The organism is Caballeronia sp. Lep1P3, from assembly GCF_022879595.1.
Classification (GTDB): Bacteria; Pseudomonadota; Gammaproteobacteria; order Burkholderiales; family Burkholderiaceae; genus Caballeronia.
In genome coordinates this window covers 1213350-1238502 of sequence record NZ_CP084265.1, presented here as the reverse complement: position 1 = coordinate 1238502, position 25153 = coordinate 1213350, and the positions used below count along the sequence as shown (strand labels likewise).

Genomic DNA, 25153 nt, shown 5'->3' with positions numbered 1-25153 from the left:
GATTTCATCCGTTCCAGACTCCGCGCCTCCTTCCCTTCGGACTTCCGGAAGACGCAATGAGCCAAAAACGAAGTGCGAAGTATAGCACAGTGCGTTTCACTCACACACTCACGCGCTCAGTTCGATGGCCGCGTCATCTTGCAGGTCGTCGGGCGGGCGGTCGCCTCGGCGGGCACGTTCAAAAGCGTGCGAAAACCGTACCCCGAGCCTTCATTGTCGAAACGCACGCCCGGCGCGCCCGCCTTGTCCATTTTCATGACGTAGAGCGACTGAATCAGCTGATGATCGGCCGCCCGCATGGTCGACGGATGAAAACCCTCCCCGTCGAAGCGCATGCCTTCGAGCGCGCGCGCCACGGCGAGCGGATCGGCGCTCCCCGCGCGCGTCATCGCGGCGGCGAGCATCTCGATCATAAGCGGCATGCGCAGCACCAGATAATCGTCCGACGCCGCCGGAAATCGGGCGCGAAACGCGCGATAGTACGCGTCCGAGGCCGCGCCGCCCGCGTTCGGATGCCAGTCGGCGACCGCGATCACGCGCTTCACGCCCGCGTCGCCGAGTGCGGCAGGCGCGCCCAGGCTATTGCCGTAGAACGTGTAGAACTTCGTTTCGAGCCCCTGCTCGCGCGCCGCTTTCACGAGCAGCGTGAGATCGTTGCCCCAATTCCCCGTGATGACGGCGTCCGCGCCGCTCGCGCGAATCTTGGCGATATACGGCGCAAAGTCTTTCACGCGCCCGACCGGATGAAACTCGTCGCCCGCGATCGCGATATCCGGCCGCTTTTCGCCGAGCGCTCGCCGCGCTTCGCGGCTGACGTCATGGCCGAAGCTGTAGTCCTGATTCAGCAGATACACCCTCTTTACCGCGCGATCGCGCTCGATGGCGTCCGCCAGCGCGTCCATTCGCATGCCCGCGTGGGCGTCGAAGCGGAAGTGCCAGAAACTGCAGGCGTCGTTGGTGAGCGCGGGATCGTCGGCGGAATAGTTGAGGAACAGCACGCGGCGTTCGGGCTCGCGCGCGTTCTGTTTGTCGATTGCCGCGACGAGCGCCGCCGCGACCGCCGAGCTATTGCCCTGCATGACGAAACCGATTTTCCCGTCGATCGCGGCGCGCAACTGCACGAGGCTCGCCTCGCTGCTGCCCTTGCCGTCGAGCACGACGAGTTGCAGCGGATGCATGCCATCGGCGAGCTTGACGCCGCCTTTCGCGTTCACGCGCTCGACGCCGAAGCGCAGATTGCGCTCGACCGCAGCGCCGGCATTCGCAAAGGGGCCGGACATGCCCTCGATCATCGCGAGCCTGATCGGTGCGAGATCGGCGGCATGCGCGTGCGCGATGCACGCCGACGCGGCGCACGCCAGCACGAGCCGCAGCCATCGCGCGGCCGCCTTTGTGTGATGCGAGCTTGTCATCGGATGTTTCCCATCAACGAAAGCGCGGATCATAGGCCGCGGCGCGTCCGCCATGCAAGCCATTCGAGCGCCGGAAGCCGAAGCATGGTTTTTGCGCCGCGTGTCAAAATCACGGCAAACAATGAACACGTAAGTGGAGGCACCGATGCGGCACACACTCAGGCGCCTGCGCGGCGCGGCGGCGCTCGCGCTTTGCGCGCTTCTCCTGTCGGCTTGCGCGCAGCCGTGGCAGAACTATCAGGCGGGCGCAGATGCCTCGACGATCACCGCGCGGCTCGGCCCGCCGCGCGAGGTCTACGATCTGCCCAACGGCGGCAAGCGGCTGATGTGGCCGACGCAGCCGCTCGGCGAATTCACGACCGCCGCGGACGTCGATGCATCGGGGAAAATCGTCAGCGTGCGTCAAGTGCTCGACGAAAACGAGTTCTACAAGGCGCAGATTGGCACATGGACGAAGAAGGACGTGCTCGTCAACTTCGGCCGGCCCGTGGAGACCTCGTACTTTCCGCTGATGAAGCGCGAAGTCTGGACCTATCGCTATATGGAGGCGAACTTCTGGTATCTGATGTACAGCTTCTATTTCGACGACCAAGGCATCTTGCGCATGACGCAGAAAACGCCCGATCCGTTACACGATCCCGACCGGCGCAACCTGTTCTGACGACAAAGCCATGAAAAAAGCCCTCGCGGACGGCGAGGGCTTTCTTCTTCCTGCGTGACTTCCTCCGCGAAAAGCGCGAGATCAGAGTTGCGGATTCAGCTTCTCGACCTTCGAGTGCAGCTTGTTGAGCGCGGCGATATACGCCTTCGCCGATGCCGCGACGATGTCCGGGTCCGTGCCGACGCCGTTCACGATGCGCCCGCTCTTCGACAGCCGCACGGTGACTTCGCCTTGCGCCTGCGTGCCGGTCGTGATGGCGTTGACCGAATACAGGACGAGTTCCGCGCCGCTTTCCACCTTCGATTCGATCGCGTGCAGCGTCGCGTCCACCGGACCGTTGCCGCGCGCTTCACCCGTCGTTTCCGTGCCGTCCACCGCGAACACCACGCGCGCTTGCGGCTGCTCGCCGGTCTCGGAGTGCTGCTTCATCGAGACGAAGCGGAAATGCTCCTTGGCCTGCGACTCCGCCGATCCCTCGGAGACGATCTGCATGATGTCTTCGTCGAAGATTTCGGCCTTACGGTCCGCGAGATCCTTGAAGCGCGCGAACGCGGCGTTCACGGCCGCCTCGGATTCCATCGTGACGCCGAGTTCCTCGAGCCGCTGCTTGAACGCATTGCGCCCGGAGAGCTTGCCGAGCACGATCTTGTTCGCGCTCCAGCCCACGTCTTCGGCGCGCATGATTTCGTAGGTATCGCGCGCCTTGAGCACGCCATCCTGGTGGATGCCCGACGCGTGCGCGAACGCATTCGCGCCGACCACCGCCTTGTTCGGCTGCACGACGAAGCCGGTGATCTGCGAGACGAGCTTCGAAGTCGGCACGATCTGCGAGGTGTCGATGCCCACGTCCAGGCCGAAGTAATCCTTGCGCGTCTTGACCGCCATCACGATTTCTTCGAGCGACGTATTGCCCGCGCGCTCGCCAAGCCCGTTCATCGTGCATTCGACCTGACGCGCCCCGCCGATCTGCACGCCCGCGAGCGAGTTCGCGACCGCCATGCCCAGATCGTCGTGACAGTGGACCGAGAAAATGGCCTTGTCGGAATTGGGAATGCGCTCCCGCAGCGTCTTGACGAGATTGCCGTACAGTTCGGGCACGCCGTAGCCGACCGTGTCGGCGATATTGATCGTGCGCGCGCCTTCGTCGATCACTGCCTCGAGCACGCGGCACAGAAAGTCGATATCCGAGCGGCTGCCGTCTTCCGGCGAGAACTCGACGTCATCGGTAAATTTGCGGGCGAAACGCACCGCGAGCCGCGCCTGTTCGTAGACCTGTTCCGACGACATACGCAGCTTCTTTTCCATATGAAGCGCGGAAGTCGCGATAAACGTGTGAATGCGGAACTGATTGGCGGGCTTGAGCGCGTCGGCGGCGCGCTGAATGTCCTTGTCGTTCGCCCGGGCAAGCGAGCAGACCGTGCTGTCCTTCACGAGCGAGGCAATCGTGTTGATCGCGTCGAAGTCGCCGTTGGAGCTGGCGGCGAAGCCCGCCTCGATCACGTCGACTTTCATGCGCTCGAGCTGCTTCGCGATGCGAATCTTCTCTTCCTTCGTCATCGAAGCGCCGGGGGACTGCTCGCCGTCGCGCAAGGTCGTGTCGAAAATGATCAACTTGTCTGCTGCCATGTTGGGCTCCTGGGGGATTTATCGATTGCTGGGAATATCGAGATAAAACGGCAAAGGGAATTCGGGTGTTCGCGCCACCGCTGGCGTCGAAAACCTTGAACGAGCAGACGGGAGGCGAGAAAGATCAGCGCGTAAGTAGCGCTAGTAGCGATAGTGCGCGTAGCGACGCACCAGCCGGGGAAAACGAGAGGGAGAACAGAGAAAAGTTCATTCGAAAACTATAACGGCTTTTAGAAACCCGTGCAATGAGGCTTTCCGATGAACGTCATAGGCGCGCGCCGCTTTGCGCTTTGGGCGCGCAGAAACAAAAAAGCCTGCGTTCGCGAGAATGCAGGCTTTTCGTGGCCGGGGCGACTGTGCTTCAGTAACCGCCGATTGTCGCGCTCACGCGCTGACGCAGTTCGGAACCGTCGTTGAACTGCGCGTTCTCGATGCGGCGTGCGCCTGTAAAGCGCTTTTCCCAATACGCGTTTTCCATGTCGTCGACACGGATCGTGCTGCCGGTGGACGGCGAGTGCACGAACTTGTTGTCGCCGATATAGATGCCGACGTGCGAAAACGAGCGGCGCATCGTATTGAAGAAGACGAGGTCGCCCGGCTTGAGATCCGACACGCGGACCTTCTCGCCGACGCGGCTCATTTCCTCGGCGCGGCGCGGCAGTGTCATGCCGAGCGTGTCCTGAAACACGTAGCGCACGAAGCCGCTGCAATCCAGACCGGAATCCGGCGTGTCGCCGCCCCAGCGATAGCGCACGCCGATCATGTTGAGCGCGCCGACGACGACGTCGCCCGCCTTGCTCGCAACGCCCGAGAGGAACGACTTGGCAGCGCCGGGAGCGCTGGCAGTGTCCGCCGCGGCTGCAGTTTCGGGTGCTTTGGGGGAAATGATGACGCCGTTGGCGGCGTTTTGGCTATTACTGCTGACTTCGTCGGCGAAGGCGCCGGAAGCTGTTGTCATCAGAAGGCCGATCAACATGCCGGCGGCGGCGCGCGCGCATGTCTGAGTCAGTGTGAGTGGCTGCATCGGTCGGTAGGTTTTACAATTAAAGACTGAAAAATCAGGGAGATATGTGAAAGTTTGAACGCATACTAGCCACAAAGTATTTAACTGTCAAAAGAAATAGGAAAATACAATTGAGACCCAGACGCAATTGGAGAAAAAGAAAGATTTTTAGGAATTCAGGGCTGCCGCCAGTAGCTTTCGTGTGTATTCTTCCGACGGATTCGCAAAAATCTTCTCCACTTCGCCTGCCTCCACGACATTTCCATCTCGCATGACCGCGACGCGATGCGCCATCGCGCCAATCACTTGCAAATCGTGGCTAATAAATACATATCCGAGGTTGTGCTTTCTTTGAATATCGGCAAGAAGTGCCAGAACTTGAGTCTGGATTGAGACATCGAGCGCGCTCGTCGGTTCATCGAGAATCAGAATGCTCGGTTCGAGCACGAGCGCGCGCGCAATCGCGATGCGTTGCCGCTGCCCGCCCGAAAACTCGTGCGGATATCGCGTGAGCGCCGTGCGGTCCAGCCCGACTTCGCGCAGCACCGCGATCACCTTTGCGCGCCGGGCGGCGGCATCCAGTTCCGGCCGATGCAACGCCAGCCCTTCCCCGACGATTCTCTCCACCGTCTGCCGCGGCGACAGCGAGCCGAACGGGTCCTGAAACACGACTTGCAGATTCGAGCGCAGCACCGTCTTTTCGCGTCCGCGAAAATCGCCGAGCGCCTTGCCCTGGAACTGCACCGTGCCGTGCGAGATGCGCTGCAGGCCGAGCAGCGCCATCGCGAGCGTCGACTTGCCCGAGCCCGATTCGCCGACGATTCCGAGCGTTTCGCCCTGACGCACCGAGAGCGTCACGTCGTCGACGGCTTTGAAGCGGCCGCGCCGGAACCAGCCCTCGAAGCCCGGCAGCCGCGTCGGATAGTCGACGCGCACGTCTTTCGCGTCGAGAAGCACGGGCGCGATAGGCAGCACCGGCAGCACGCGACGCTCCGGCCGGCTGTTCAACAGGCGCTGCGTGTACGGATGCTGCGGCGACTCGAAGATGTCGTTCACCGGCCCGCTTTCCACCAGCACGCCCTTCTCCATCACCGCGACGCGCTCGGCGAAGCGGCGCACGAGATTCAGATCGTGCGTGATGAGCAGGACGGCCATGCCGCGCTTCTGCGCCTCGTCGCGCTGCAGTTCCAGCAGCAGTTCGACGATCTGCGCGCGGATCGTCACGTCGAGCGCGGTCGTCGGTTCGTCGGCGAGCAAGAGGCGCGGCCGGCACGCGAGCGCCATCGCGATCATCACGCGCTGACGCTGCCCGCCCGATAGCTGATGCGGGTAACTATCGACGCGCCGCCCGGGTTCGGTGATGCCCGTGCGCGCGAGCAGCGCGATTGCGCGTTCGCGCGCCTCGCGCGGGCTCGCGCCGTCGTGAAGCTGAATGGTTTCGCCGATCTGGTCGCCGACCGTGTAGAGCGGGTTGAGCGCGGTCATCGGCTCCTGAAAGATCATCGCGATGTCGGAGCCGCGCAAGCCGCGCATCGCGCGTTCGCTTTTGGCGAGGAGATCGTCGCCGGCGAAGCGGATCGCGCCGCTCAGCTCCGCGTCGCGCACGAGGCGCAGGATCGACAGCGCGGTCACGCTCTTGCCCGAGCCGGATTCGCCGACGAGCGCGACGCGTTCGCCCGCGCGGATGTCGAGACTCACGCCGTCGACGGCGAGCGTGTCGCCAAAGCGCACGCGCAGGTTTTCGATGGACAGCAAAGGCTCCGTCACTGCCCGCCTCCCGCTTTCACGGCGTCCGCGATACGCGTATCGAGCGCGTTGCGCAGCGCGTCGCCCATGAACGTGAGCAGCAGCAAAGTCCCGACGAGCACGCCGAACGTCGAGAGCGAAATCCACCACGCGTCGAGATTCGCCTTGCCTTGCGCGAGCAGTTCGCCCAGCGAAGGCGTCGGCGGCGGCACGCCGAGACCGAGAAAATCGAGGCTCGTCAGCGCGAGAATCGCGCCGCTCATGCGAAACGGCAGGAACGTGATGACGGGCGTGAGGCTATTGGGCAGCACGTGCCGCCAGATGATCTGCCAGTTGGAAAGGCCCATCGCGCGGGCGGCGCGCACGTAATCCTGCGTGCGGTTGCGCAGGAACTCCGCGCGCACGTAGTCCGACAGCCCGATCCAGCCGAAGAGCGACAACAGGATGATGAGCAGGATCAGGCTCGGCTCGAAGATGGACGCGAAGATGATCAGCAGATAAAGCTCCGGCAGCGCGCTCCAGATTTCGATGAGCCGCTGCCCGAAGATGTCGGTCCTGCCGCCGAAATAGCCCTGCACCGCGCCCGCCAGCACGCCGACGACCGTGCCGATCGCCGTCAGAACGAGCGCGAAGAGCACCGACACGCGAAAGCCGTAGACGAGGCGCGCGAACACGTCGCGGCCGCGGTCGTCGGTGCCGAGCCAGTTTTCGCGCGATGGCGGCGCGGGATTTGAGCCTTTCGAGAAGTAGTTGAGCGTGTCGTAGTAATAGTGATTCGGCGGATAGACGGCGAAGTTGCCGGGCGCGCTGAAACGGTCCCGCACGAACGGATCGAGGTAGTCCGCAGGCGTCGGGAAATCGCCGCCGAACGTCGTTTCCGCGTAGGTCTTCACAAGCGGAAAGTAGAACTGCCCCTGATAGCGCACGATAAGCGGCTTGTCGTTCGACCACAGCGGCCCGGCGAGACTGATGACGAACGCCGTCACGAACACGACGAGGCTCCAGTATCCGAGCCGATGCTGCCTGAAGCGCTGCCACACGCGCCGCGCGGGGGTCGTCGAGACTTCCGGGCGAAGCGGCTCTGCGTCGGTGGCGGTCGCGGCGCGGCGCGGCGATGCGGCTCGGTTCAAGTCAGCGCTCCAGTTGCTCGAATTGAATGCGCGGATCGACCCAGACGTAGCAGAGGTCCGAGATGAGCTTGGTCGCGAGGCCGATCAGCGTGAAGAGATAGAGCGTGCCGAGCACGACCGGATAATCGCGCCGCACGACGGATTCGTAAGAAAGCAGGCCGAGGCCGTCGAGCGAAAAGAGCGTCTCGATCAGCAGGCTGCCCGTGAAAAACGCGCCGATGAACGCCGCCGGAAAACCGACGATCAGCGGCAAGAGCGCATTGCGGAACACATGCTTCCAGAGCACGCGCCGCTCGGAGAGGCCTTTTGCGCGCGCGGTCAGCACGTATTGCTTGCGGATTTCGTCGAGAAAGGCGTTCTTCGTAAGCATCGTGACGACAGCGAAGCTGCCGACCACCGAGGCCGCGACAGGCAACGTGATGTGCCACAGATAATCGACGATCTTCCCGCCGAGCGAGAGCGTCGCCCAGTTATCGGAAGTCAGGTTGCGCAGCGGAAAAAGCTGCCAGAACGTGCCGCCGCCGAACAGCACGAGCAGCAGCACGCCGAGCACGAAGCCGGGAATCGCGAAGCCGATCAGCACGATGAGACTCGTCGCGACATCGAACGTCGAGCCGTTCTTGACCGCTTTCGCGATGCCGAGCGGCACCGATATCAGATACGTGATGAAGAACGTCCACAAGCCGATGCTGATCGACACCGGCAGCTTCGAGACGATGAGCGACCACACGCTCTGATGCCGGAAGTAGCTTTCGCCGAGATCGAAGCGCGCGAACCTGCCGAGCATCGAGAGATAGCGCGTAAGCGGCGGCTTGTCGAAGCCGTACAGCGCCTTCAGTTGCGCAATCTGCTGCGCATCGACGCCGGTATGCGCGCGCATGCCGAAGCCGCCGCCGCCTTCCGCGTTGCCGCGCCGCAGGTCGTGCACCGCCTGCTCCACCGGACCGCCCGGCACGAACTGGATCACGACGAACGTCAGCGTCAGCACGCCGACGAGCGTCGGGATCATCAGCAGGATGCGTTTTGCGATGTAGCTCCACATGATGCGCGTCGCCTCGTCAATGTTTGACCCACCACGTCGACAACACCCACTCGTCCGCGGCGTAATAGAGCGGCAGCGTCGACGGATACCCGAGCGTATTCCGATACGCGATGCGATGCGTCGCCGAGTACCAGTGCGGAATCACGTAATACCCGTTCATCAGCACGCGATCGAGCGCGTGCGTCGCGTCGACGAGCTGATCGCGCGTCTGCGCGGACACGACCTTGTGCAGGATCGCGTCGATGGCCGGCGACTTCACGCCCGCGAGATTGTCCGAGCCCTGCTCGTCCGCGTACTTGCTGCCGAAACGCGACACCTGCTCGGTGCCGGGCACCTGCACGTCGGGCAGGCGCACGCTCGTCATGTCGAAATCGAACGCGTCGAGGCGTTTCTGAATGAGCGCGTAATCGACGGTGCGAAAGTTCATCGTAATCCCGAGCTTCTGCAGATTGCGGCCGAACGCGGCCGCGACCGGCTCCATCGACGCGCCGCCGCCGGTGTCGTCGAGTATCTCGAAGACGAACGGCTGGCCGCGCGCGTTGCGCAGCGCGCCGTCGCGATATGTCCAGCCGGCTTGCGCCAGCAACTCTCGCGCCTTGATGAGATTCGCGCGCAGCGAGCCGGGCGGATCCGTGTCCGGCTGCTTCGGCATTTCACCGAAGACCGCGGGATCGAGCTTGCTGCGCAGCGGATTCAGAATGGCGAGCTCGCCGTCGCTCGGCATGCCCTTCGCCTGCAGGTCCGTGTTGACGAAGAAGCTGTCCGTACGCCTGTACTGATTGAAGAACAACTGCCGGTTGAGCCATTCGAAGTCGAGCGCGAGGTCGAGTGCCTGACGCACGCGCACGTCCCTGAAAAGCGGCCGGCGCAGGTTCATGAAGAAGCCCTGCATGCCGGTGCCGTTGTGATGCGGAAATTCGCGCTTGATGAGTTCGCCGCTCGTGAAGCGCTTGCCGATATCGCGCCGTACCCAGCTTCGCGCGACGTTTTCGACGAGCACGTCGTACTCGCCGGCCTTGAACGCTTCGAGCCGCGCGGTGGCGTCCGAATACAGCTTGTAGTCGATGCGCGCGAAGTTGTGCGTGCCGACGCGAACCGGCAGCGACGCCCCCCAGTAATGCGGATCGCGCTTATAGGTGATGGTGCGGCCGTTGTCGAACTTGTCGATCACGTAGTCGCCGCTCGCGATCGGCTTTTCGAACGCGAGCTGGTCGAACGGAATGCGCGTGCCGTCCGGCTTCATGCCCCACTTGCGCGAAAACACCGGAATGCCGCCCGCGAGCAGCGGCATTTCGCGCGTCGCGACCTTGAATTCGAAGCGGATCGTCAGCCGGTCGACAACGACCGCGCGTTTGATCTGCCCGAAGTACACCGAGAACTGCGGCGCGGCCTGCGGGCTTTTCAACGTCTCGAACGAGAACTTGACGTCTTCGGCGGTGACGGGATCGCCGTTCGAGAAGCGCGCCTTCGGATTGATGTGGAAGGTCGTCGAAAGGCCGTCCGGCGCGACGTCGATATCGTCGGCGAGCAGGCAGTACGCGCTCGCGACTTCGTCGGAACTGCCCGTCGTCAGGCTTTCGAACATGAGGCCGAGCCCCGGCGCGGGATTGCCGCGTAGCGTGAACGGATTGAACTTGTCGAAGCTCGTGAGGCGGCTCGGATTCGCGAGCACCAGCGTGCCGTCGCGCGGCGCGTCGGGATTGACGTAGTCGAAGTGCGTGAAGCCCGCCGGATATTTCGGCTCGCCGTATTGCGCGTAGGCGTGCGCGGCGTGCGCAGGAGTCGTGGCATTCAGGGCGATCCACGCGGCAAACGCGAGCGCGAGGCACTTGCCCCGCGCGGGCGATGATGCGATCGGCATGCAGGACGTCGACAGCCCGGTCATAGGCTCCCTGGGAGATGAGTGAATGGCCGTGGGCGCGAAGACGCCAGGCGCGATGCCGGCGACGTTGAGAGAACGAAGCGGCCGGGCGGCGCGGGCGATGTGAGAGAATTCTACCCAATCAAAACGCCGTCCGTCTGGCGCCTGGCGGGCCGCTCGCGCAACGCGAGCGCCTTCACCGCCCGGATGCGCGCCGTATCCCACGCGAAGCACGCCATTCAACCGCCCGCGCGCATCGCGTGACATTGACATTCAAGGAGCATTCATGGGCTTTCTCGCTGGAAAACGAATTCTGCTGACGGGCTTGCTGTCGAACCGCTCGATCGCCTACGGCATCGCGCAGGCCTGCAAGCGCGAAGGCGCGGAACTGGCGTTCACGTATGTCGGCGAGCGCTTCAAGGACCGCATCACCGAATTCGCGACCGAATTCGGCAGCGACATGATTTATCCCTGCGATGTCGCGAGCGACGCCGACATCGAAGCGCTCTTCGCCTCGCTCAAGGAACGCTGGGACACGCTCGACGGCCTCGTGCACTCCATCGGCTTCGCGCCGCGCGAAGCGATCGCGGGCGATTTCCTCGACGGCATGACGCGCGAGAACTTCCGCATCGCCCACGACATCTCCGCGTACAGCTTCCCGGCGCTCGCGAAAGCCGCGCAGCCGATGCTCTCCGACAGCGCGTCGCTGCTCACGCTGAGCTACCTCGGCGCCGAGCGCGCGATCCCGAACTACAACACGATGGGTCTCGCCAAGGCATCGCTCGAAGCGAGCGTGCGTTATCTCGCGGCGTCGCTCGGCAACAAGGGCGTGCGCGTGAACGGCATTTCCGCCGGCCCGATCAAGACGCTGGCGGCGAGCGGCATCAAGAGCTTCGGCAAGATTCTCGATTTCGTCGCCGACAACGCGCCGCTCAAGCGCAACGTGACGATCGAGCAAGTCGGCAATGTCGCGGCGTTCCTGCTGTCGGACCTTTCGGGCGGCGTGAGCGCGGAAATCATGCACGTCGATGGCGGATTCCACGCGGTCGTCGGCGGCATGGCGGGCATCGGCGAGTAACCGTCACGCGGCTGGCCGTTTCGCCGGCTGCTGTCGAAGAAAAGGGCTGCTCTCTTGCGAGGGCAGCCCTTTTTGCGTTCAGGCGACGTCGGCTTCAGTGCCGTCCGTGTCCGTTGCCGTGGCCATGTTCGTTGCCGTGACCGTAGCCGTGGCCGTGGCCGTAGCCCGGATGCGGTCCGTGCCCATAACCGTGATGCCGATTCCAGTCGTTGCGGTTCCAGTAGCGTCGTCCGTCCCAATAACGGTCGCCGTGCCAGCCGATCACCACGGGCGGCGCGTACATCGGCGCGGGTTGATAGACGACGGGGGCGGCGGCGGCGCGTAGACGGGCGTCGGCGCGACGTATATGGGCGCCGGCACGCCGATGTTCACGCCGACGCGCACATCCGCGGCATGCGCGCCTGCGCCTGCCGCCATCGCGGCTGCGACGAGCGCGGCTCTGAAACTACGCCCCGTAAGACTGGCTCTCATGCTTTCGACCTCGCTTTCTGATTGTTTGCGTGCGACAAAATATAACGGAATGCTTTCGCCCGGATGTTGCAGCTTTGTAAGTTGCTGGCTGCCGAGAGGAAACGTCGGACGAAAGCTTACCTTTTGTTACATAGCGTCGCCGCGCGCAGGTCAGCGAAGATAAAAAACCACCCGGCGCGCGGGTGGTTTTTTTCAACATGCAGCGTTTGGTGCTCAGTGCCAGCCGTGATGGCCGTGTTCCTCGTGCCCGTAAGCATTGCCGCGACCGTGATGGCGATACCAGTCGTCGCGCTCCCAGTAGCGGCGGCCGTCCCAGTAACGATCGCCGTGCCAGCCGATCACCACGGCCGGCTGCGCGTACAGCGGCGGCGGCGGCGCGTACATGACGGGCGGCGGGGGCGGCGCGTAGACAGGCGCCGGTGCAACGTACACAGGCGCGGGCACCCCGATGTTCACGCCGAGCGATACGCCCGCCATTGCCGCGCCGGAAAGCGTCAATCCCCCGATGACGAGTGCGTAAGCGACCGAAGCCTTCGAAACCTTGTTCATGTGAAGCCCACCTCGATGGGTTGTTTGTTGTGTTGAATCAACTATAACGAACGTTGGCGCGGCGGAGTGTTCGAGTTCGTAACCTCCTATTACCGCGCGGCGCTTTTACAACGAGCAACAAAAAGGCGGCCGATGAAGGCCGCCTCCTTGCTGCCGCACGCAACAAAACTCAGTTCGGCAGTTCCTGCCCCCTCGTTTCCGGTGCGAGCGGAATCACCGCGAGACCGACGAGAAACACGATCGCCGTCAGCGCGATCGGCACGCCGAGCGTCTTCATGTTGAGCACCATCGCGCCGATGCCGAAGTTCACGATCGCGCCGAAGAAGCGCCCCACCGACGTGCAGAAGGCAAACGCCGTGGCGCGCACGCGGGTCTCGAACTGCTCGGGAAGCCACAGGCTGAAGAGCGCGAAGTTGCCGCCGAAGAAGCCCAGCACAAAGAGCAGCGCGATGAACGGCGCAAGCCCGTTGTGCATGTAGAACGCCCAGCCGAACGACAGCGCGATCGACGCCGCCATGCCGATGAAATACACCGCGAGCGTCATGCGCCGGCCGATGCGCTCGGCCATCGGCGGGAGCGCGAGACAGCCGAGGATCGTGCCGATGGACAAAAGCCCCGTGGCGATCGACGCCATGCGCGCGGCTTCGGGCTTCGACATGCCGGCCTTCGTCGCAAGCTGGATGACGGCGGACGGCTCGTACACCGCGCCCGCCCACAGCCCGATGATCGCGACCGTCAGCAGCACCGCCGCGACGATCGTGCGCTTGCGATACTGCGCGGAAAAGATCGCGCGCAGCGGACTTTGATGTTTCACCGCCGGCGCAGCCGTGGCCTCGGCGCGCTCCCACTTGTCGGTTTCCTTCACGCGCATCAGCACGACAATCGACACGACGACCGGGAACAACCCGACGAGAAACATCGCGCGCCAGCCGAACGCCGCGCCGATGGTGTAGTTCAGCGCGGCGGCGAGGAAAAAGCCCGCGTAGTAGCCGGTCTGGAGATAGCCCGCGCCCATCTTGCGGCGATCCTCCGGCCACGCCTCCGCGACATACGTTCCCGCCAGCGCCCACTCCCCGCCGATGCCGACGCCCGCGAAGAACCGGTAGATGCCGAGCGCCCACACCGTATGCGCGGTCGCCGCGAGGCCGGTGAAGATCGCGAACGTGAAGATCGTCGCGGCAAGCACCTTCGTGCGCCCGAAGCGGTCCGCGAGCGGCCCCCAGATGAACGAGAGTCCCCATCCGACGAGAAAGAGCGCGAAAAGAATCGACCCGGCGAGGCCGACGTTCGCGGGCGTCGCCGCATAGCCCGAACGCGGCAGCAGTTCCGTGAGCGCGGGCGCGAGCACCAGCGCGTAGATGAACGAATCCATCCCGTCGAGCGTCCAGCCGGCCCACGCGCCCCAGAAACCCGTTATCTGCGAACGGTTGAGCGGTGTGCGTTTCGTGCGTGCGGCGCGCGGGGCGCCGATCTCTTCGTCTAGCGTGCTGGGCATGGCGTGACTCTCCTTCTCTGCGGGTCGGCGACTGGTGAGGAAGTGGCGACGCGGCTTGTCGATTCTTGGGGTCGGCGTCTAGGGAAAGCACCGGGGGTTCGGTGTGTCGTTTTATATATAATATTTGAACAACGACGCGCCACAACTCCGCACTTTCACCTAGCAGCCATGCCGACAGACCTGTTGAACGCCGCCGCGCCGCACGCGATCTCATCGTTCCGGAACGCGCAGTTCGAGCCGCGGCAGAGCACCTCGCGCTTCATCGCGGACGCGTTGCGCACCGCCATCGTCGAGGGATCGCTGCGGCCGGGCGAGCCGCTGCGCCAGGACGCGGTCGCGCGGCAGTTCTCGGTGAGCGCGATTCCGGTGCGCGAGGCGTTCCGGCAGCTCGAAAGCGAAGGTTGGGTCACGATCGAGCCGAACCGCGGCGCGGCGGTGAGCCTGCAATCCGCCGATGAAGCCCGCGAGATCTACGAGATTCGCGCGTCGCTGGAAAGCCTCGCGATCGGCATTGCGATCGAACATCACACGGACGAGACGCTCGCGCAATCGCAACGTCTGCTTCAAGCCGCCGAGAAGGAGCCGGACCCCGCGCTCTACGTGATGCGCAACGAGGCCTTCCACATGAGCCTGTATGCGCCCGCGAACCGGCCGCGTCTCATGGAACTGATCGGCCAGATGCATCGCAGAGGCGAGCGTTATCTGCGTCTCAAGCTGGGCTTGCCGATCCACAAGGATGCGTCCGATGCCGAACATCACGCCATTTTCGATGCCCTCGTCGCACGCGATATCGAAGCCGCGCAGACGCTCGTGGCGCGCCATCTGCTCGCGACCGGCGATCTGATCCACCGCTTTCTCGCCGATGCGCAGGCACTCGCGGACGCGAGCCACGTCAAGAAGAAGCGCCGCGCGCGCGCGACCGTTCGCGCTTCCTCATCCTCCACGTCTTCCCGACAGGCCGACCGATGACATCGTCCCCTCCCGCCGAAGCCCTCACGCCAACCCGCAACTGGAACACGCGCGCGCAGGAAAAAGCGCGCCGTCTGAAGCTCGTCGAACCGTGGCTCGACGGTCCGGTGCTCGATAGCCGCCGTATCGTCGATGCGCTGCACGCGCTCATCGTCACCGGCGACCGCGTGGCGCTCGAAGGCAACAATCAGAAGCAGGCGGATTTTCTGTCGCGCGCGTTCGCGAGGCTCGACCCGGAGCGCGTGCATGACGTCCATCTGCTGATTTCGAGCATCAGCCGGCCCGAGCATCTGACGCTCTTCGAGCAAGGCATCGCGCGCAAGGTGGACTTCGCCTACGCCGGCCCGCAGAGCCTGCGCGTCGCGCAACTGCTCGAAGACGGCATGCTGGAAATCGGCGCGATCTATACGTACATCGAACTGTACGCGCGCATGTTCATCGATCTCACGCCGAACGTCGCGCTCGTCTGCGCGGAAAAAGCGGACCGCCACGGCAACCTCTACACCGGCGCGAACACCGAAGACACGCCGACGATCGTCGAGGCCACCGCGTTTCGTCACGGCATCGTGATCGCGCAGGTGAACGAGATCGTCGATGAATTGCCGCGCGTGGACATTCCCGGCTCGTGGGTCGATGTCGTCGTGAAGGCGGACCGGCCGTTCGCCGTCGAGCCGCTTTTCACGCGCGATCCGCGTCACATCGGCGAGTTGCAGATTCTCATGGCGATGATGACCATTCGCGGCATCTACGCGCGTTATGGCGTGACGTCGCTCAATCACGGCATCGGCTTCGATACGGCGGCGATCGAACTGCTGCTGCCGACTTACGGCGAATCGCTCGGGCTGAAAGGCAAGATCTGCACGCACTGGGCGCTCAATCCGCATCCCACGCTCATTCCGGCGATCGAGTCCGGCTGGGTCGAAAGCGTGCACTGCTTCGGCAGCGAAGTCGGCATGGAAAACTACATCGCGGCGCGCCCCGACGTGTTCTTCACCGGACGCGACGGCAGCCTGCGCTCCAATCGCGTGTTCTGTCAGCTTGCGGGCCAGTACGGTGTCGATCTCTTCATCGGCTCGACCTTGCAGATGGACGCCGACGCCAACTCGTCCACCGTCACGCTCGGGCGGCTCGCGGGTTTCGGCGGCGCGCCGAACATGGGACACGATCCGCGCGGCCGCCGCCATTCGAGCGAAGCGTGGCTCAAGCTGCTGCGCAACGACGGCCCGAATCCGTCGATTGCGCGCGGTCACAAGCTCGTCGTGCAGACCGCCGAGACGTACAAGAAAGGCGGCGAGCCGACCATCGTCGATGCGCTCGACGCGATTGCCGTCGGCGAGAAAAGCAACATGCCGATCGCGCCCGTCATGATCTACGGCGACGATGTCACGCACGTCGTGACCGAGGAAGGCATCGCGTATCTGCATGCGGCCGAAGGCGTCGATGAACGGCGCGCGGCGCTCGCGGCGGTCGCGGGCGTGACGCCCATCGGCATGCGCGCGGACGCGTCGAAGACGGCGGAACTGCGGCGGCGCGGCATCGTCGCGTTCCCGGAAGACCTCGGCGTGCGGCGCGGCGAAGCGAAGCGCTCGCTGCTCGCCGCGCGCAGCATCGACGATCTCGTCGCGTGGTCGGGCGGTCTCTACGCGCCGCCCGCGCGCTTCAGAAGCTGGTGAGCGCGATGCGTTGCGCTTTCCTCTATGCGGACCGCCCGCTCGCGACGGCGCAGCCCGCCGCCGCTGACATCGCGGATCGAGCCGTCGATGCGCTCATCGCCGAGGCGCGCGTGACGCCCAAGCCCGCACTCGTCGACGAACGCGGCAGCGGCGCGCATCGCGATCTCGATCTCATGACGATGCTGCGCTCGGCGCGCGCGCTTCGTCCGACCTTTCTCGCAATTGCGCGCGCGGCATCCGGCGAAGCGCCCTCGCAGGCATTGCGCGAACGGCTCGCGCGCATCGGACGCGAAGGGGAAGCGGCGATGCTGCGCGCGACCGACGGCAGCAACGCGCATCGCGGCGCGATCTGGATCGTCGGCCTGCTCTGCGCCGGCGCGGCGATGCATGCGCCCGGCGACACCGAAGCGATCTGTTCGTCCGCCGCGCTGATCGCGCGTCACGAAGACCGTTTCGCGCCCGCGTCCGCCGAAACGAGCCACGGCGCGCGCGTCGCGGCGCGCTTTCGCGTGGCGGGCGCGCGCGGCGAAGCGCGCGAGGGCTTTTTGCATGCGCTGCGCATCGGCCTGCCCGCACTCGACGACGCACGCCGTCGCGGTCTCGCCGAAAACGACGCGCGGCTCGATGCGCTCGTCGCGATCATCGCGTCGCTCGACGATACGTGCCTCTTGCATCGCGGCGGCATGAAGGCGCTCGTCATCGCGAAGAAAGGCGCGCGCCGCGTGCTGCAAAGCGGCGGCGCGGGTTCGCGCGAAGGCCGCGCCGCGCTTGCCGCGCTCGATGCCGAACTGCTCGCACTGAACGCCTCGCCGGGCGGCGCCGCCGATCTGCTCGCGGCCACGCTCTTTCTCGACAGCCTCAGGCAATCATCGTCCTGAAAAGCATTCAAGAGGAACGCAAATGGAAAACATGCGATACGAATATCCCGCGCGGCGCCCGGTGACGCGCCGCGCGCACGTGGGCGTCGTCGGCTCGGGCGATCTCGAAGTGCTGCTCACGCCGTCGCAGACGGCGAACGCCGAAGTTGTGATCCGCACGAGCGTCGACGGCTACGGGCACGTCTGGAAGAGCGTGCTCGACCGCTTCTTTCAGCGCTACGACGGCGCGGCGCGCTTCGAGCTGAACGATTTCGGCGCGACGCCCGGCGTCGTGATGCTGCGGCTCTCGGAAGCCGCCGAAGCGGAAGAAGCCGGCGACGGAGACACGCGATGAGCGCCCACGATAATTTTCTCGCGCGGCACAGCTTCATCGAGATGACGGCGCGCGAGCGCGCGCAGGCGTTGCTCGATGCGGGCACGTTCCGCGAACTGCTCGGCCCGTTCGACAAACTCGAATCGCCGTGGCTCGCGATGCAGAACATCGTCTGTCAGGCCGACGACGGCGCGGTGATCGCGCGCGGCAGGCTCGGCGGCGAACCGGCCGTGATCGCCGCGATCGAGCCGGCGTTTCAGGGCGGCAGCATCGGCGAAGTATCGGGCGCGAAGATCGCGGCGGCGCTCGAACTCGCGCTCGGCGAATTCGAGGCGGGCCGCGCCATTCGTCCGCTCATTCTTTTCGAAACCGGCGGCGTGCGTCTGCAGGAAGCGAATCTCGGACTCGCGGCGATCGCGGAAATTCAGGCGGCCATCGTTGCGTTGCGTCAGCACGTGCCGGTCGTCGGCGTGATCGGCGGCATGGTCGGCTGCTTCGGCGGCATGTCGCTCGCGGCGGCGCTGTGCACCGAACTCGTGATGACGCGCCAGGCGCGGCTCGGCATGAACGGGCCGGAAGTGATCGAGCAGGAAGCGGGCATCGAGGAACTCGATGCGGGCGATCGCCGGCTCATCTGGTCGATGATCGGCGGCGAGGAACGCGTCGCGGTCGGGCTTGCGGATACGCTCGTCGAAGACGATACCGCCGAAGTCCGCGACGCCGTGCTCGCGGCGTTCGCGCGCGGCGTGCCGTCGCAGCATCGGAGCGCGGATGTCGAGGGCTTCATCGGGCGGCTTGCGCGCGTGAATCCGGGCGACATCGATCCGGACACGCTGCGCACGCTCTGGCACACGTCGGGAGGAACACAACGATGAGCGCGATGTCTTCACGCGGCCAATGCTGGCTCAACGCGCTGGCGCCATCGCCGGCGGGCGCGCAAAGCGGCCCGGTCCGCGCGCGCGACGGCGAACTCGACGGCGAAGCGGCGCGCTTCATCGCCGTCGTGCCCGATCCGCACAACCGCTTTCCCCGCGCGACGGATAACGTCGTCGGGCTGGAGCAAGGGTGGCTCCTCGCACGCGCGGTGCGCGACGTGCTCGACGCCGATCGCGACGCGGACGAAAAGCGCCCGATCGTCGCTGTCGTCGATGTCAAAAGCCAGGCGTACGGGCGTCGCGAGGAATTGCTCGGCATCCATCTCGCGTGCGCCGCCGCCGTCGACGCCTATGCGAGCGCGCGCCTCGCGGGGCATCCGGTGATCGCGCTGATCGTCGGGCCGGCGATGTCGGGCGCGTATCTCGCGCATGGCTATCAGGCGAACCGCATCGTCGCGCTGGACGCATCCGGCACGGCCGTGCACGCGATGGGCAAGGAAGCCGCCGCGCGCGTCACGCGGCGCAGCGTCGAAAGTCTCGATGCGCTCGGCGATACCGTGCTGCCGATGTCGTACAAGATGAGCGCCTATGCGAAGCTCGGCCTGCTCCACGAACTGATTCACGGCGTGAATGCCGATGCGCCGACCGACGCGGATGTCGAGCGCGTGAAGGCATCGCTCGCGGCGGCGGTGAGGGATGCGCGCAGCGGCCCGCGCGATCTGTCGAACCGGCTCGCTTCGGCGGATGCCAAACGCACGCGCGCGGCATCGGTCGAAGTGCGCAGGCGCATGCGGGAACAGTGGGACGCGTGATGCGCGAGCCGTCGCTGGAAGCTTCGATGCCACGCCGCCGCGCAACGCAATCCAGACGGGAAACCGTGCGATGACTCAGTCGAATCCGAAGCCGCGCCCACACGATCTTCTGGCATTGACCGCCGATGCCCCACCCTTCCCCGATGCGCCCGCATGGGTCGACGCCGCGCTCGCGCGCGCGCCGTTCGTCGTCGTGCGACGGGCGCCGCCGCTTGCAGTGTCGCTTGCAATGTCGCTTGCAACGTCGATCGCGGTCGGCGTGCGCGGCGCCACGCGCGGCGAACGGTTCGGCGCGTGGATCGAGCCGCGCTACATCGGCGCGATTCTGACGCCCGAGACACTGCGCCAACGCCAGCCCGACGATTCCCGCGCGCACATCCCGGCCTTCGTGCTGCTGCGCGCCATCGCGCCGGTCCTCGACGCGACCGGACTCGCCTGGGGCCCCGCCGGAAGCGCGGGTTTCGAGCTGGCGAGCGGTGTGCCGGCCGTCACGCATCAAAGCGATCTCGATGTCCTCATGCGCGCACCGCAGCGGCTTTCGCGCGACGACGCATCGCGCCTCTTCGATGCCCTCTCGCGCGAAGCGGACCGCGCGGCCACGCGCATCGACGTGCAGATCGAAACGCCGGACGCCGCGTTCTCGCTCGCGGAGTACGCGCACCGCAACGTGCGCGTGCTGCTTCGCCGCGAGGACGGCCCGCGTCTCGCCGCCGATCCGTGGGCCGTCGCGTGATCGCGTATCTCTTTCCCGGACAAGGCGCGCAAACGCCCGGCTTCCTGCATCGGCTAGGCGGCGAGAAGCCGCATCCGGCCATCGGGCGCACGCTCGCCGAAGCCAGCGCGATTCTCAGCGAAGACGTGCTCGCGCTCGATACCGCCGATGCGCTCCAGTCGACCGTCGCGGTGCAGATTGGCCTCGTCGTCGCGGGCGTGGCGGCGACGCGCGCGCTCGCCGAGGAAGGCATCGAAGCGGGCGCGGTCGCTGGTCTGTCGGTCGGCGCGTACGGCGCGGCGGTCGCATGCGGTGCGATCGCGTTCGACGATGCGCTGCGGCTCGTGCGCCTGCGCGCCACGCTGATGGAAGACGCCTATCCGCGCGGCTACGGCATGCTCGCGGTGCTCGGCCTAAACGAGCGCGAAATCGCGACCGCCATTGCCGACAGCCGCGCCGATGCCTACATCGCGAACCTGAACGCGCCGCGGCAGATCGTCGTGTCGGGCAGCGACGACGCGCTCGACACGCTGCGCGAGACCGTGCTCGCACGCGGCGCGCGCAAGGCGGAGCGGCTTGCGGTGAGCGTGCCGTCGCACTGCGTGCTGCTGGAGGACGCCGCCGCGCGCCTCGGCGAAGCGGCCGACAAAGTGCATTTCGATGCCCCGCACATTCCGTATGTCGGCAATCGCGGCGCGCGCGTGCTTCATCGCGCGGACGCGGTTCGCGAAGACCTCGCGACCAATCTGCGCTATCCGGTGCGCTGGCATGAATCGACCATCGCGATGAACGAGCGCGGCGCGCAGGTTTTCGTCGAAATGCCGCCCGGCCGCACGCTCACCCAGCTTCTCTCCGAAGCGCTCCCCGATACGCCGGCCTTCGCCATCGATGCGTCTGCGCTCGGATCGGCCGCGGCGCGCGTGCGCACGGCGTGCCGTCACGCGGACGAATGATTTCGCTTGCCCGTCTGTCGTTCGTCGGGCGCGAGGCGGATTTCGGAATTTTCGGATAGCTTACAAACGACCGCCCATTGAGCATTGCGCCCGTCCGCGAACCTTCGCGGACGAACAACCACAACCGCTCAAGAGGCAGACCATGAAAATCATTCGCCTGGCATTGGCCGCATCCGCCGCGTCCGCCCTGTTCACGCTCGCTTCGTGCGGCAGCGTCGCGAGCCTCGATCCCGACACGCTGCTTCAGTCCGGCCAGCTCGCGACGCAAGCGTTCTCGCTCAGCGACACCGACGTGCGCCAGATCTCCGACAAGTCGTGCGCGCAAATGGATGCGCAAAGCAAGATCGCGCCGGCATCGAGCCAGTACACGCAGCGCCTGAACCGCATTTCGAAGCAACTCGGCGACAACATCAACGGCGTGCCGGTCAACTACAAGGTGTACATCACGAAGGATGTGAACGCGTGGGCGATGGCGAACGGCTGCGTGCGCGTCTATAGCGGCCTGCTGGACATGATGAACGACGACGAAGTGCGCGGCGTCGTGGGTCACGAGATGGGCCACGTTGCGCTCGGCCACACGAAGAAGGCGATGCAGCTTGCCTACGCGACGTCGGCGGCGCGCTCGGTGGCGTCGTCGGCGGGCGGCGTGGTCGGCAGCCTGTCGGGTTCGCAGCTCGGCGATCTGTCGGAGAAGTTCGTGAACGCGCAGTTCTCGCAGTCGCAGGAAAGCGCAGCGGATGACTATTCGTTCGACCAGCAGAAGAAGAAGGGTTACAGCCCGGCGGGTCTCGTCACCGCGTTCCAGAAGCTTGCGGCGCTCGACGGCGGCAAGTCGAGCATGTTGAGCTCGCACCCGTCGTCGCCGTCGCGCGCGAAGCATATCGAGGAGCGGTTGGCTTCGGCTAAGTAAGGGCGAAGCGAGGTAGAGACATCCGGCGGCGAGATGCCGCCGGAAGCCGCGGACCGCCGTCGCGTGATTGAAGGCAAGCGGTCAGAAGATGTAATGCACGCCGGCCGTCAGGCTGTCGTTGCGGCGATGTCCGCCATCGTAGTGGGACGTATCGCCGGTATATTCGACCGCCACGCTCCAGTGTTGCCGAATCTTGTATTCGAGGCCCGCCCCGTAATGGAGGCGCGTATCCGGCCACGAGCCCGTCGCGCCGATGCGCGCGTAAGGCATGACATTGCCGTCGAGCGGCATGCCGAATCTGACGTCGACGCCGGCATCGTTTTTCGTCGTGGAGCGGCTGTGGAAATCCGCGAAGCCTTCGACGCCGAGCACGAAACGATCGACATCGAAGCCGTATCCCGCCACGATGCCGGGAAAGAACGTTGCCTGCCCCGACGTTTGATAGTGATTGCCGGTTGCGTCGGACCGGTTAACGCCGAGTTTTGCGCCGACATAAGGGCCAGCGAATTCGCTTGCGTGAATGGTTGTCGCACTTAGCAGAGAGACGAGAAGCGGCGCGAAGAATTTTCTGATGCTTGGCATGAGTGACTTTGGTGCTTGTGCTGGATTTGTACGGCTCAGAGTTGAGCCTTGCGCTTAGGGACGGAGCGCATGCTGAAACAGCCAGCGAGATTAATTGCCAAGCCGCAACATAGGAAGGGGAGTTATCTTAAAGCGCCGTCGCGGGAGCTCTTTGAGGCGAATTAACCAGACATTGTTTCGTCACTCGGATGCAAGCCATTCCGATCTGGCTGTCGTCCGTTAGTTTGTTATACGAATCATTTCCAGCGTGAAGAAACCGTGCGTTGACTTCGTTCGATACCATCCGTAAAGCGGCGGGCGATACGTTCGGGATATAGACATGTGTCGATTATTCGCTGGTGCTTGAAACCATCAATCTGCGAGGAATGAACGTGTCGTCGACTCGTTCCAAGCCAGCAGCACTTCTGCTGGAGATGTGCCGTTTCCCGGCGTTTTGCGCCCGAAAGTGCATGGAAGTCTTCACTGCAACGGCGCGCTTCAACGCTCGATGTATCTCTGCGTACTAACGGACAATTTCGATTCGGCGCCACAAAACAAAAAGCCCCGCAAGTTTTTAACCTTGCGGGGCTTTTCTCCTACTACTGGCGGAGACGGAGGGATTCGAACCCTCGATCCAGTTTTTAGCCAGATGCTCCCTTAGCAGGGGAGTGCCTTCGACCTCTCGGCCACGTCTCCCAAACTTTTCGTTGCACCGGGAGTGCAGTGCAACGAGATCGAGATAATAGCGTGTTCATCTGCGGCGGTCAAATTCGCATGACGATTTTTTCCAATCGATCAACTTCGAATCTGGCTGCCCGACAAACCGCAACGGCGCGAGGACCCGCGAGCCCCCGCGCCCTCTCCCGTCTTACGCGCGGTCGAGTTCGAATGCCTTGTGGAGCGCGCGCACCGCGAGTTCGGTGTATTTCTCGTCGATCAGCACCGAAATCTTGATTTCCGACGTCGAGATCATCTGGATGTTGATGCCCTCTTCCGACAGCGTGCGGAACATCGTGCTCGCAATGCCGACGTGCGATCGCATGCCGACGCCGACCACCGACACCTTCGACACCTTCGGATCGCCGAGAACCGTTTCCGCCTGCACGTGACCTTTCACCTGGCCGTTCAGAATCTCGAGCGCGCGATGATAATCGCCGCGGCCGACCGTGAACGTGAAGTCGGTTTTACCGTTCACGCTCTGATTCTGAATGATCATGTCGATGTCGATGTTCGCATCGGCGACCGGACCGAGAATCTGATAGGCGACGCCCGGCTTGTCGGGCACGCCCATGACCGCGATGCGCGCTTCATCGCGCTGGAACGCGATGCCAGAGATAACTGCCTTTTCCATGTTCTCGTCTTCTTCAAAAGTAATCAGCGTGCCCGAGTGCATCTCTTGATCGAGCGGCATCAAAGGATCGGTCAGGCTGGAGAGCACGCGCGTCTTCACCTGATACTTGCCGGCGAATTCCACCGAGCGGATCTGCAGAACCTTCGAGCCCAGGCTCGCCATTTCCAGCATTTCCTCAAACGTCACGCGATCGAGCCGGCGCGCTTCTTCGACGACGCGCGGATCGGTCGTGTAGACGCCGTCGACGTCGGTGTAGATCAGGCACTCGTCCGCCTCGAGCGCCGCCGCGATCGCCACCGCCGACGTGTCCGAGCCGCCGCGCCCGAGCGTCGCGATATGGCCTTCCGGATCGACGCCCTGAAAGCCCGTGATGACGACGACCTTGCCCGCGTCGAGATCCTTGAGCACGCGCTCGCCGTCGATCTCGCTGATGCGCGCCTTCGTGAAGGCGCTATCCGTCTTGATGGGCACTTGCCAGCCGGCATAACTCACGGCGTCGAGGCCCTCGGCGTGCAGCGCGATGGCCAGAAGGCCGACGCTCACCTGCTCGCCCGTGGAAGCAATCATGTCGAGTTCGCGCGGGTCCGGGTTCGCCGTGATGTCTTTTGCAAGACCGAGCAGGCGGTTGGTTTCGCCGGACATCGCCGAGGGCACGACGACCATCCTGTGGCCGGCCTTGTGCCATTTGGCGACGCGCCTGGCGACGTTCTTGATGCGCTCGACCGAGCCCATCGAAGTGCCGCCGTATTTGTGTACGATGAGTGCCATTGTCGTTTTGAACTGAAGGGAAAACCGCGCTGACGCGCTCGATGCGTTGTGCCGTGCGTTGCGCTAGACGGCTTCGGGGATAGGTGAAGCCAGCAACGATACGCGGGTGCCGCGGCATGTCCGCCTCGCCATATGAATTCGCCATATGGACTCGCCGGGGCGCTCGAGAGTGTGCGCGAGAAGGCGCTCGTTTGCAGGCGAAATTCGCGTCTTTTGAACGGAGATGCCGCGCAAAGCGCGTGGCGGACAAGCGGCCTACGGTACCCGATCGAGCCTGAAATTACAAGATTGGGCGGCCGCGAGC

At 64.6% G+C, this 25153-nt stretch carries 22 protein-coding genes, 1 tRNA gene and 1 pseudogene; 11 read left to right on the top strand and 13 right to left on the bottom strand.

The genetic code is table 11. The features are described from left to right. Positions 1 to 116: 116 nt before the first annotated feature. Positions 117 to 1412, bottom strand: coding sequence for a branched-chain amino acid ABC transporter substrate-binding protein (locus LDZ27_RS05805; protein ID WP_244815753.1), 1296 nt, complete (start codon positions 1410 to 1412; stop codon positions 117 to 119). Between the two features lie 145 nt (positions 1413 to 1557). Here LDZ27_RS05805 and LDZ27_RS05800 point away from each other — a divergent pair, with 145 nt between their 5' ends. Continuing rightward, on the top strand, positions 1558 to 2073 hold the full coding sequence (locus LDZ27_RS05800) for a hypothetical protein (protein ID WP_244815752.1): 516 nt from the start codon (positions 1558 to 1560) through the stop codon (positions 2071 to 2073). Positions 2074 to 2154: 81 nt separating this feature from the next. Here the strand turns inward: LDZ27_RS05800 and LDZ27_RS05795 are convergent, their stop codons facing one another. From LDZ27_RS05795 to LDZ27_RS05770, 6 genes are all read right to left on the bottom strand, one after another. Continuing rightward, complete coding sequence (locus LDZ27_RS05795; RefSeq protein ID WP_244815751.1) at positions 2155 to 3699, bottom strand: 2-isopropylmalate synthase; 1545 nt, start codon at positions 3697 to 3699, stop codon at positions 2155 to 2157. Positions 3700 to 4060: 361 nt separating this feature from the next. Further along, entirely contained in the window at positions 4061 to 4723 is a 663-nt protein-coding gene (locus LDZ27_RS05790) for a C40 family peptidase (RefSeq protein WP_244815750.1), read from the bottom strand. A gap of 147 nt (positions 4724 to 4870) precedes the next feature. Continuing rightward, complete coding sequence (locus LDZ27_RS05785) at positions 4871 to 6469, bottom strand: ABC transporter ATP-binding protein (RefSeq protein WP_244815749.1); 1599 nt, start codon at positions 6467 to 6469, stop codon at positions 4871 to 4873. Further along, complete coding sequence (locus LDZ27_RS05780) at positions 6466 to 7578, bottom strand: ABC transporter permease (RefSeq protein WP_244815748.1); 1113 nt, start codon at positions 7576 to 7578, stop codon at positions 6466 to 6468. The genes LDZ27_RS05785 and LDZ27_RS05780 overlap by 4 nt, the downstream gene beginning before the upstream one ends. A 1-nt stretch (position 7579) precedes the next feature. Then, positions 7580 to 8620, bottom strand: a complete 1041-nt coding sequence (locus tag LDZ27_RS05775; protein ID WP_244815747.1) for a microcin C ABC transporter permease YejB — start codon at positions 8618 to 8620, stop codon at positions 7580 to 7582. Positions 8621 to 8636: 16 nt separating this feature from the next. Then, positions 8637 to 10481, bottom strand: coding sequence for an extracellular solute-binding protein (locus LDZ27_RS05770; protein ID WP_244815746.1), 1845 nt, complete (start codon positions 10479 to 10481; stop codon positions 8637 to 8639). 286 nt (positions 10482 to 10767) lie between these two features. Between LDZ27_RS05770 and fabI the strand changes: the two genes are divergently transcribed. Then, complete coding sequence (gene fabI / locus LDZ27_RS05765; RefSeq protein WP_244815745.1) at positions 10768 to 11559, top strand: enoyl-ACP reductase FabI; 792 nt, start codon at positions 10768 to 10770, stop codon at positions 11557 to 11559. Between the two features lie 94 nt (positions 11560 to 11653). On the opposite strand, the pseudogene LDZ27_RS05760 reads toward fabI, so the two are convergent. From LDZ27_RS05760 to LDZ27_RS05750, 3 genes and pseudogenes are all read right to left on the bottom strand, one after another. Then, positions 11654 to 12030 (bottom strand): annotated as a pseudogene (locus tag LDZ27_RS05760) (hypothetical protein). Positions 12031 to 12243: 213 nt separating this feature from the next. Then, positions 12244 to 12579, bottom strand: coding sequence for a hypothetical protein (locus LDZ27_RS05755; protein ID WP_244815744.1), 336 nt, complete (start codon positions 12577 to 12579; stop codon positions 12244 to 12246). A gap of 169 nt (positions 12580 to 12748) precedes the next feature. Continuing rightward, positions 12749 to 14074, bottom strand: coding sequence for an MFS transporter (locus LDZ27_RS05750; RefSeq protein WP_244815743.1), 1326 nt, complete (start codon positions 14072 to 14074; stop codon positions 12749 to 12751). Between the two features lie 168 nt (positions 14075 to 14242). On the opposite strand from LDZ27_RS05750, the gene LDZ27_RS05745 reads away from it, so the two are divergent. The 9 genes from LDZ27_RS05745 (at position 14243) to LDZ27_RS05705 (ending at position 22169) form a co-directional block, all read left to right on the top strand. Further along, positions 14243 to 15043 (top strand): GntR family transcriptional regulator, encoded by an 801-nt coding sequence (locus tag LDZ27_RS05745; RefSeq protein ID WP_244815742.1) that lies wholly within the window; start codon positions 14243 to 14245, stop codon positions 15041 to 15043. Further along, positions 15040 to 16716: a malonate decarboxylase subunit alpha gene (gene mdcA, locus LDZ27_RS05740; protein WP_244815741.1), complete on the top strand. Its 1677-nt coding sequence runs from the start codon at positions 15040 to 15042 to the stop codon at positions 16714 to 16716. Before LDZ27_RS05745 ends, mdcA begins: the two co-directional genes overlap by 4 nt. A 5-nt stretch (positions 16717 to 16721) precedes the next feature. Further along, a complete protein-coding gene (locus LDZ27_RS05735; RefSeq protein ID WP_244815740.1) occupies positions 16722 to 17594 on the top strand; it encodes a triphosphoribosyl-dephospho-CoA synthase in 873 nt (290 codons plus the stop codon). Positions 17595 to 17616: 22 nt separating this feature from the next. After that, positions 17617 to 17928, top strand: a complete 312-nt coding sequence (locus LDZ27_RS05730; protein WP_244815739.1) for a malonate decarboxylase subunit delta — start codon at positions 17617 to 17619, stop codon at positions 17926 to 17928. Further along, positions 17925 to 18782 carry a biotin-independent malonate decarboxylase subunit beta gene (locus LDZ27_RS05725; RefSeq protein ID WP_244815738.1) on the top strand — a complete coding sequence of 286 codons (858 nt, stop codon included), beginning with the start codon at positions 17925 to 17927 and terminating at the stop codon, positions 18780 to 18782. The genes LDZ27_RS05730 and LDZ27_RS05725 overlap by 4 nt, the downstream gene beginning before the upstream one ends. Beyond that, a complete protein-coding gene (mdcE, locus tag LDZ27_RS05720; protein WP_244815737.1) occupies positions 18779 to 19594 on the top strand; it encodes a biotin-independent malonate decarboxylase subunit gamma in 816 nt (271 codons plus the stop codon). Before LDZ27_RS05725 ends, mdcE begins: the two co-directional genes overlap by 4 nt. A 70-nt stretch (positions 19595 to 19664) precedes the next feature. Beyond that, the gene (locus LDZ27_RS05715; RefSeq protein ID WP_244815736.1) at positions 19665 to 20327 is read left to right on the top strand and encodes a malonate decarboxylase holo-ACP synthase; all 663 of its coding nucleotides are present in this window, start codon (positions 19665 to 19667) and stop codon (positions 20325 to 20327) included. Continuing rightward, entirely contained in the window at positions 20324 to 21259 is a 936-nt protein-coding gene (gene mdcH / locus LDZ27_RS05710; RefSeq protein WP_244816049.1) for a malonate decarboxylase subunit epsilon, read from the top strand. The genes LDZ27_RS05715 and mdcH overlap by 4 nt, the downstream gene beginning before the upstream one ends. A 142-nt stretch (positions 21260 to 21401) precedes the next feature. After that, positions 21402 to 22169, top strand: a complete 768-nt coding sequence (locus tag LDZ27_RS05705) for a M48 family metalloprotease (RefSeq protein WP_244815735.1) — start codon at positions 21402 to 21404, stop codon at positions 22167 to 22169. An 81-nt stretch (positions 22170 to 22250) separates the two neighbouring features. Here the strand turns inward: LDZ27_RS05705 and LDZ27_RS05700 are convergent, their stop codons facing one another. The 3 genes from LDZ27_RS05700 to LDZ27_RS05690 form a co-directional block, all read right to left on the bottom strand. Further along, complete coding sequence (locus tag LDZ27_RS05700) at positions 22251 to 22751, bottom strand: porin family protein (protein ID WP_244815734.1); 501 nt, start codon at positions 22749 to 22751, stop codon at positions 22251 to 22253. A gap of 582 nt (positions 22752 to 23333) precedes the next feature. Beyond that, a tRNA-Ser gene (locus LDZ27_RS05695) sits at positions 23334 to 23426 on the bottom strand. Between the two features lie 172 nt (positions 23427 to 23598). Continuing rightward, a complete protein-coding gene (locus tag LDZ27_RS05690) occupies positions 23599 to 24849 on the bottom strand; it encodes an aspartate kinase (RefSeq protein ID WP_244815733.1) in 1251 nt (416 codons plus the stop codon). Positions 24850 to 25153: the final 304 nt, after the last annotated feature.

Bases quoted from the DNA above. Each gene is read 5' to 3' on its own strand.
- fabI (WP_244815745.1), top strand. From the start codon at position 10,768: ATGGGCTTTCTCGCTGGAAAACGAATTCTGCTGACGGGCTTGCTGTCG.
- LDZ27_RS05700 (WP_244815734.1), bottom strand. From the start codon at position 22,751: ATGCCAAGCATCAGAAAATTCTTCGCGCCGCTTCTCGTCTCTCTGCTA.
- LDZ27_RS05795 (WP_244815751.1), bottom strand. From the start codon at position 3,699: ATGGCAGCAGACAAGTTGATCATTTTCGACACGACCTTGCGCGACGGC.
- LDZ27_RS05790 (WP_244815750.1), bottom strand. From the start codon at position 4,723: ATGCAGCCACTCACACTGACTCAGACATGCGCGCGCGCCGCCGCCGGC.
- LDZ27_RS05800 (WP_244815752.1), top strand. From the start codon at position 1,558: ATGCGGCACACACTCAGGCGCCTGCGCGGCGCGGCGGCGCTCGCGCTT.
- LDZ27_RS05745 (WP_244815742.1), top strand. From the start codon at position 14,243: ATGCCGACAGACCTGTTGAACGCCGCCGCGCCGCACGCGATCTCATCG.
- LDZ27_RS05770 (WP_244815746.1), bottom strand. From the start codon at position 10,481: ATGCCGATCGCATCATCGCCCGCGCGGGGCAAGTGCCTCGCGCTCGCG.
- LDZ27_RS05730 (WP_244815739.1), top strand. From the start codon at position 17,617: ATGGAAAACATGCGATACGAATATCCCGCGCGGCGCCCGGTGACGCGC.
- LDZ27_RS05705 (WP_244815735.1), top strand. From the start codon at position 21,402: ATGAAAATCATTCGCCTGGCATTGGCCGCATCCGCCGCGTCCGCCCTG.
- LDZ27_RS05750 (WP_244815743.1), bottom strand. From the start codon at position 14,074: ATGCCCAGCACGCTAGACGAAGAGATCGGCGCCCCGCGCGCCGCACGC.
- LDZ27_RS05715 (WP_244815736.1), top strand. From the start codon at position 19,665: ATGACTCAGTCGAATCCGAAGCCGCGCCCACACGATCTTCTGGCATTG.
- LDZ27_RS05775 (WP_244815747.1), bottom strand. From the start codon at position 8,620: ATGTGGAGCTACATCGCAAAACGCATCCTGCTGATGATCCCGACGCTC.
- LDZ27_RS05755 (WP_244815744.1), bottom strand. From the start codon at position 12,579: ATGAACAAGGTTTCGAAGGCTTCGGTCGCTTACGCACTCGTCATCGGG.
- LDZ27_RS05735 (WP_244815740.1), top strand. From the start codon at position 16,722: ATGCGTTGCGCTTTCCTCTATGCGGACCGCCCGCTCGCGACGGCGCAG.
- mdcE (WP_244815737.1), top strand. From the start codon at position 18,779: ATGAGCGCGATGTCTTCACGCGGCCAATGCTGGCTCAACGCGCTGGCG.
- mdcA (WP_244815741.1), top strand. From the start codon at position 15,040: ATGACATCGTCCCCTCCCGCCGAAGCCCTCACGCCAACCCGCAACTGG.
- LDZ27_RS05690 (WP_244815733.1), bottom strand. From the start codon at position 24,849: ATGGCACTCATCGTACACAAATACGGCGGCACTTCGATGGGCTCGGTC.
- LDZ27_RS05725 (WP_244815738.1), top strand. From the start codon at position 17,925: ATGAGCGCCCACGATAATTTTCTCGCGCGGCACAGCTTCATCGAGATG.
- LDZ27_RS05805 (WP_244815753.1), bottom strand. From the start codon at position 1,412: ATGACAAGCTCGCATCACACAAAGGCGGCCGCGCGATGGCTGCGGCTC.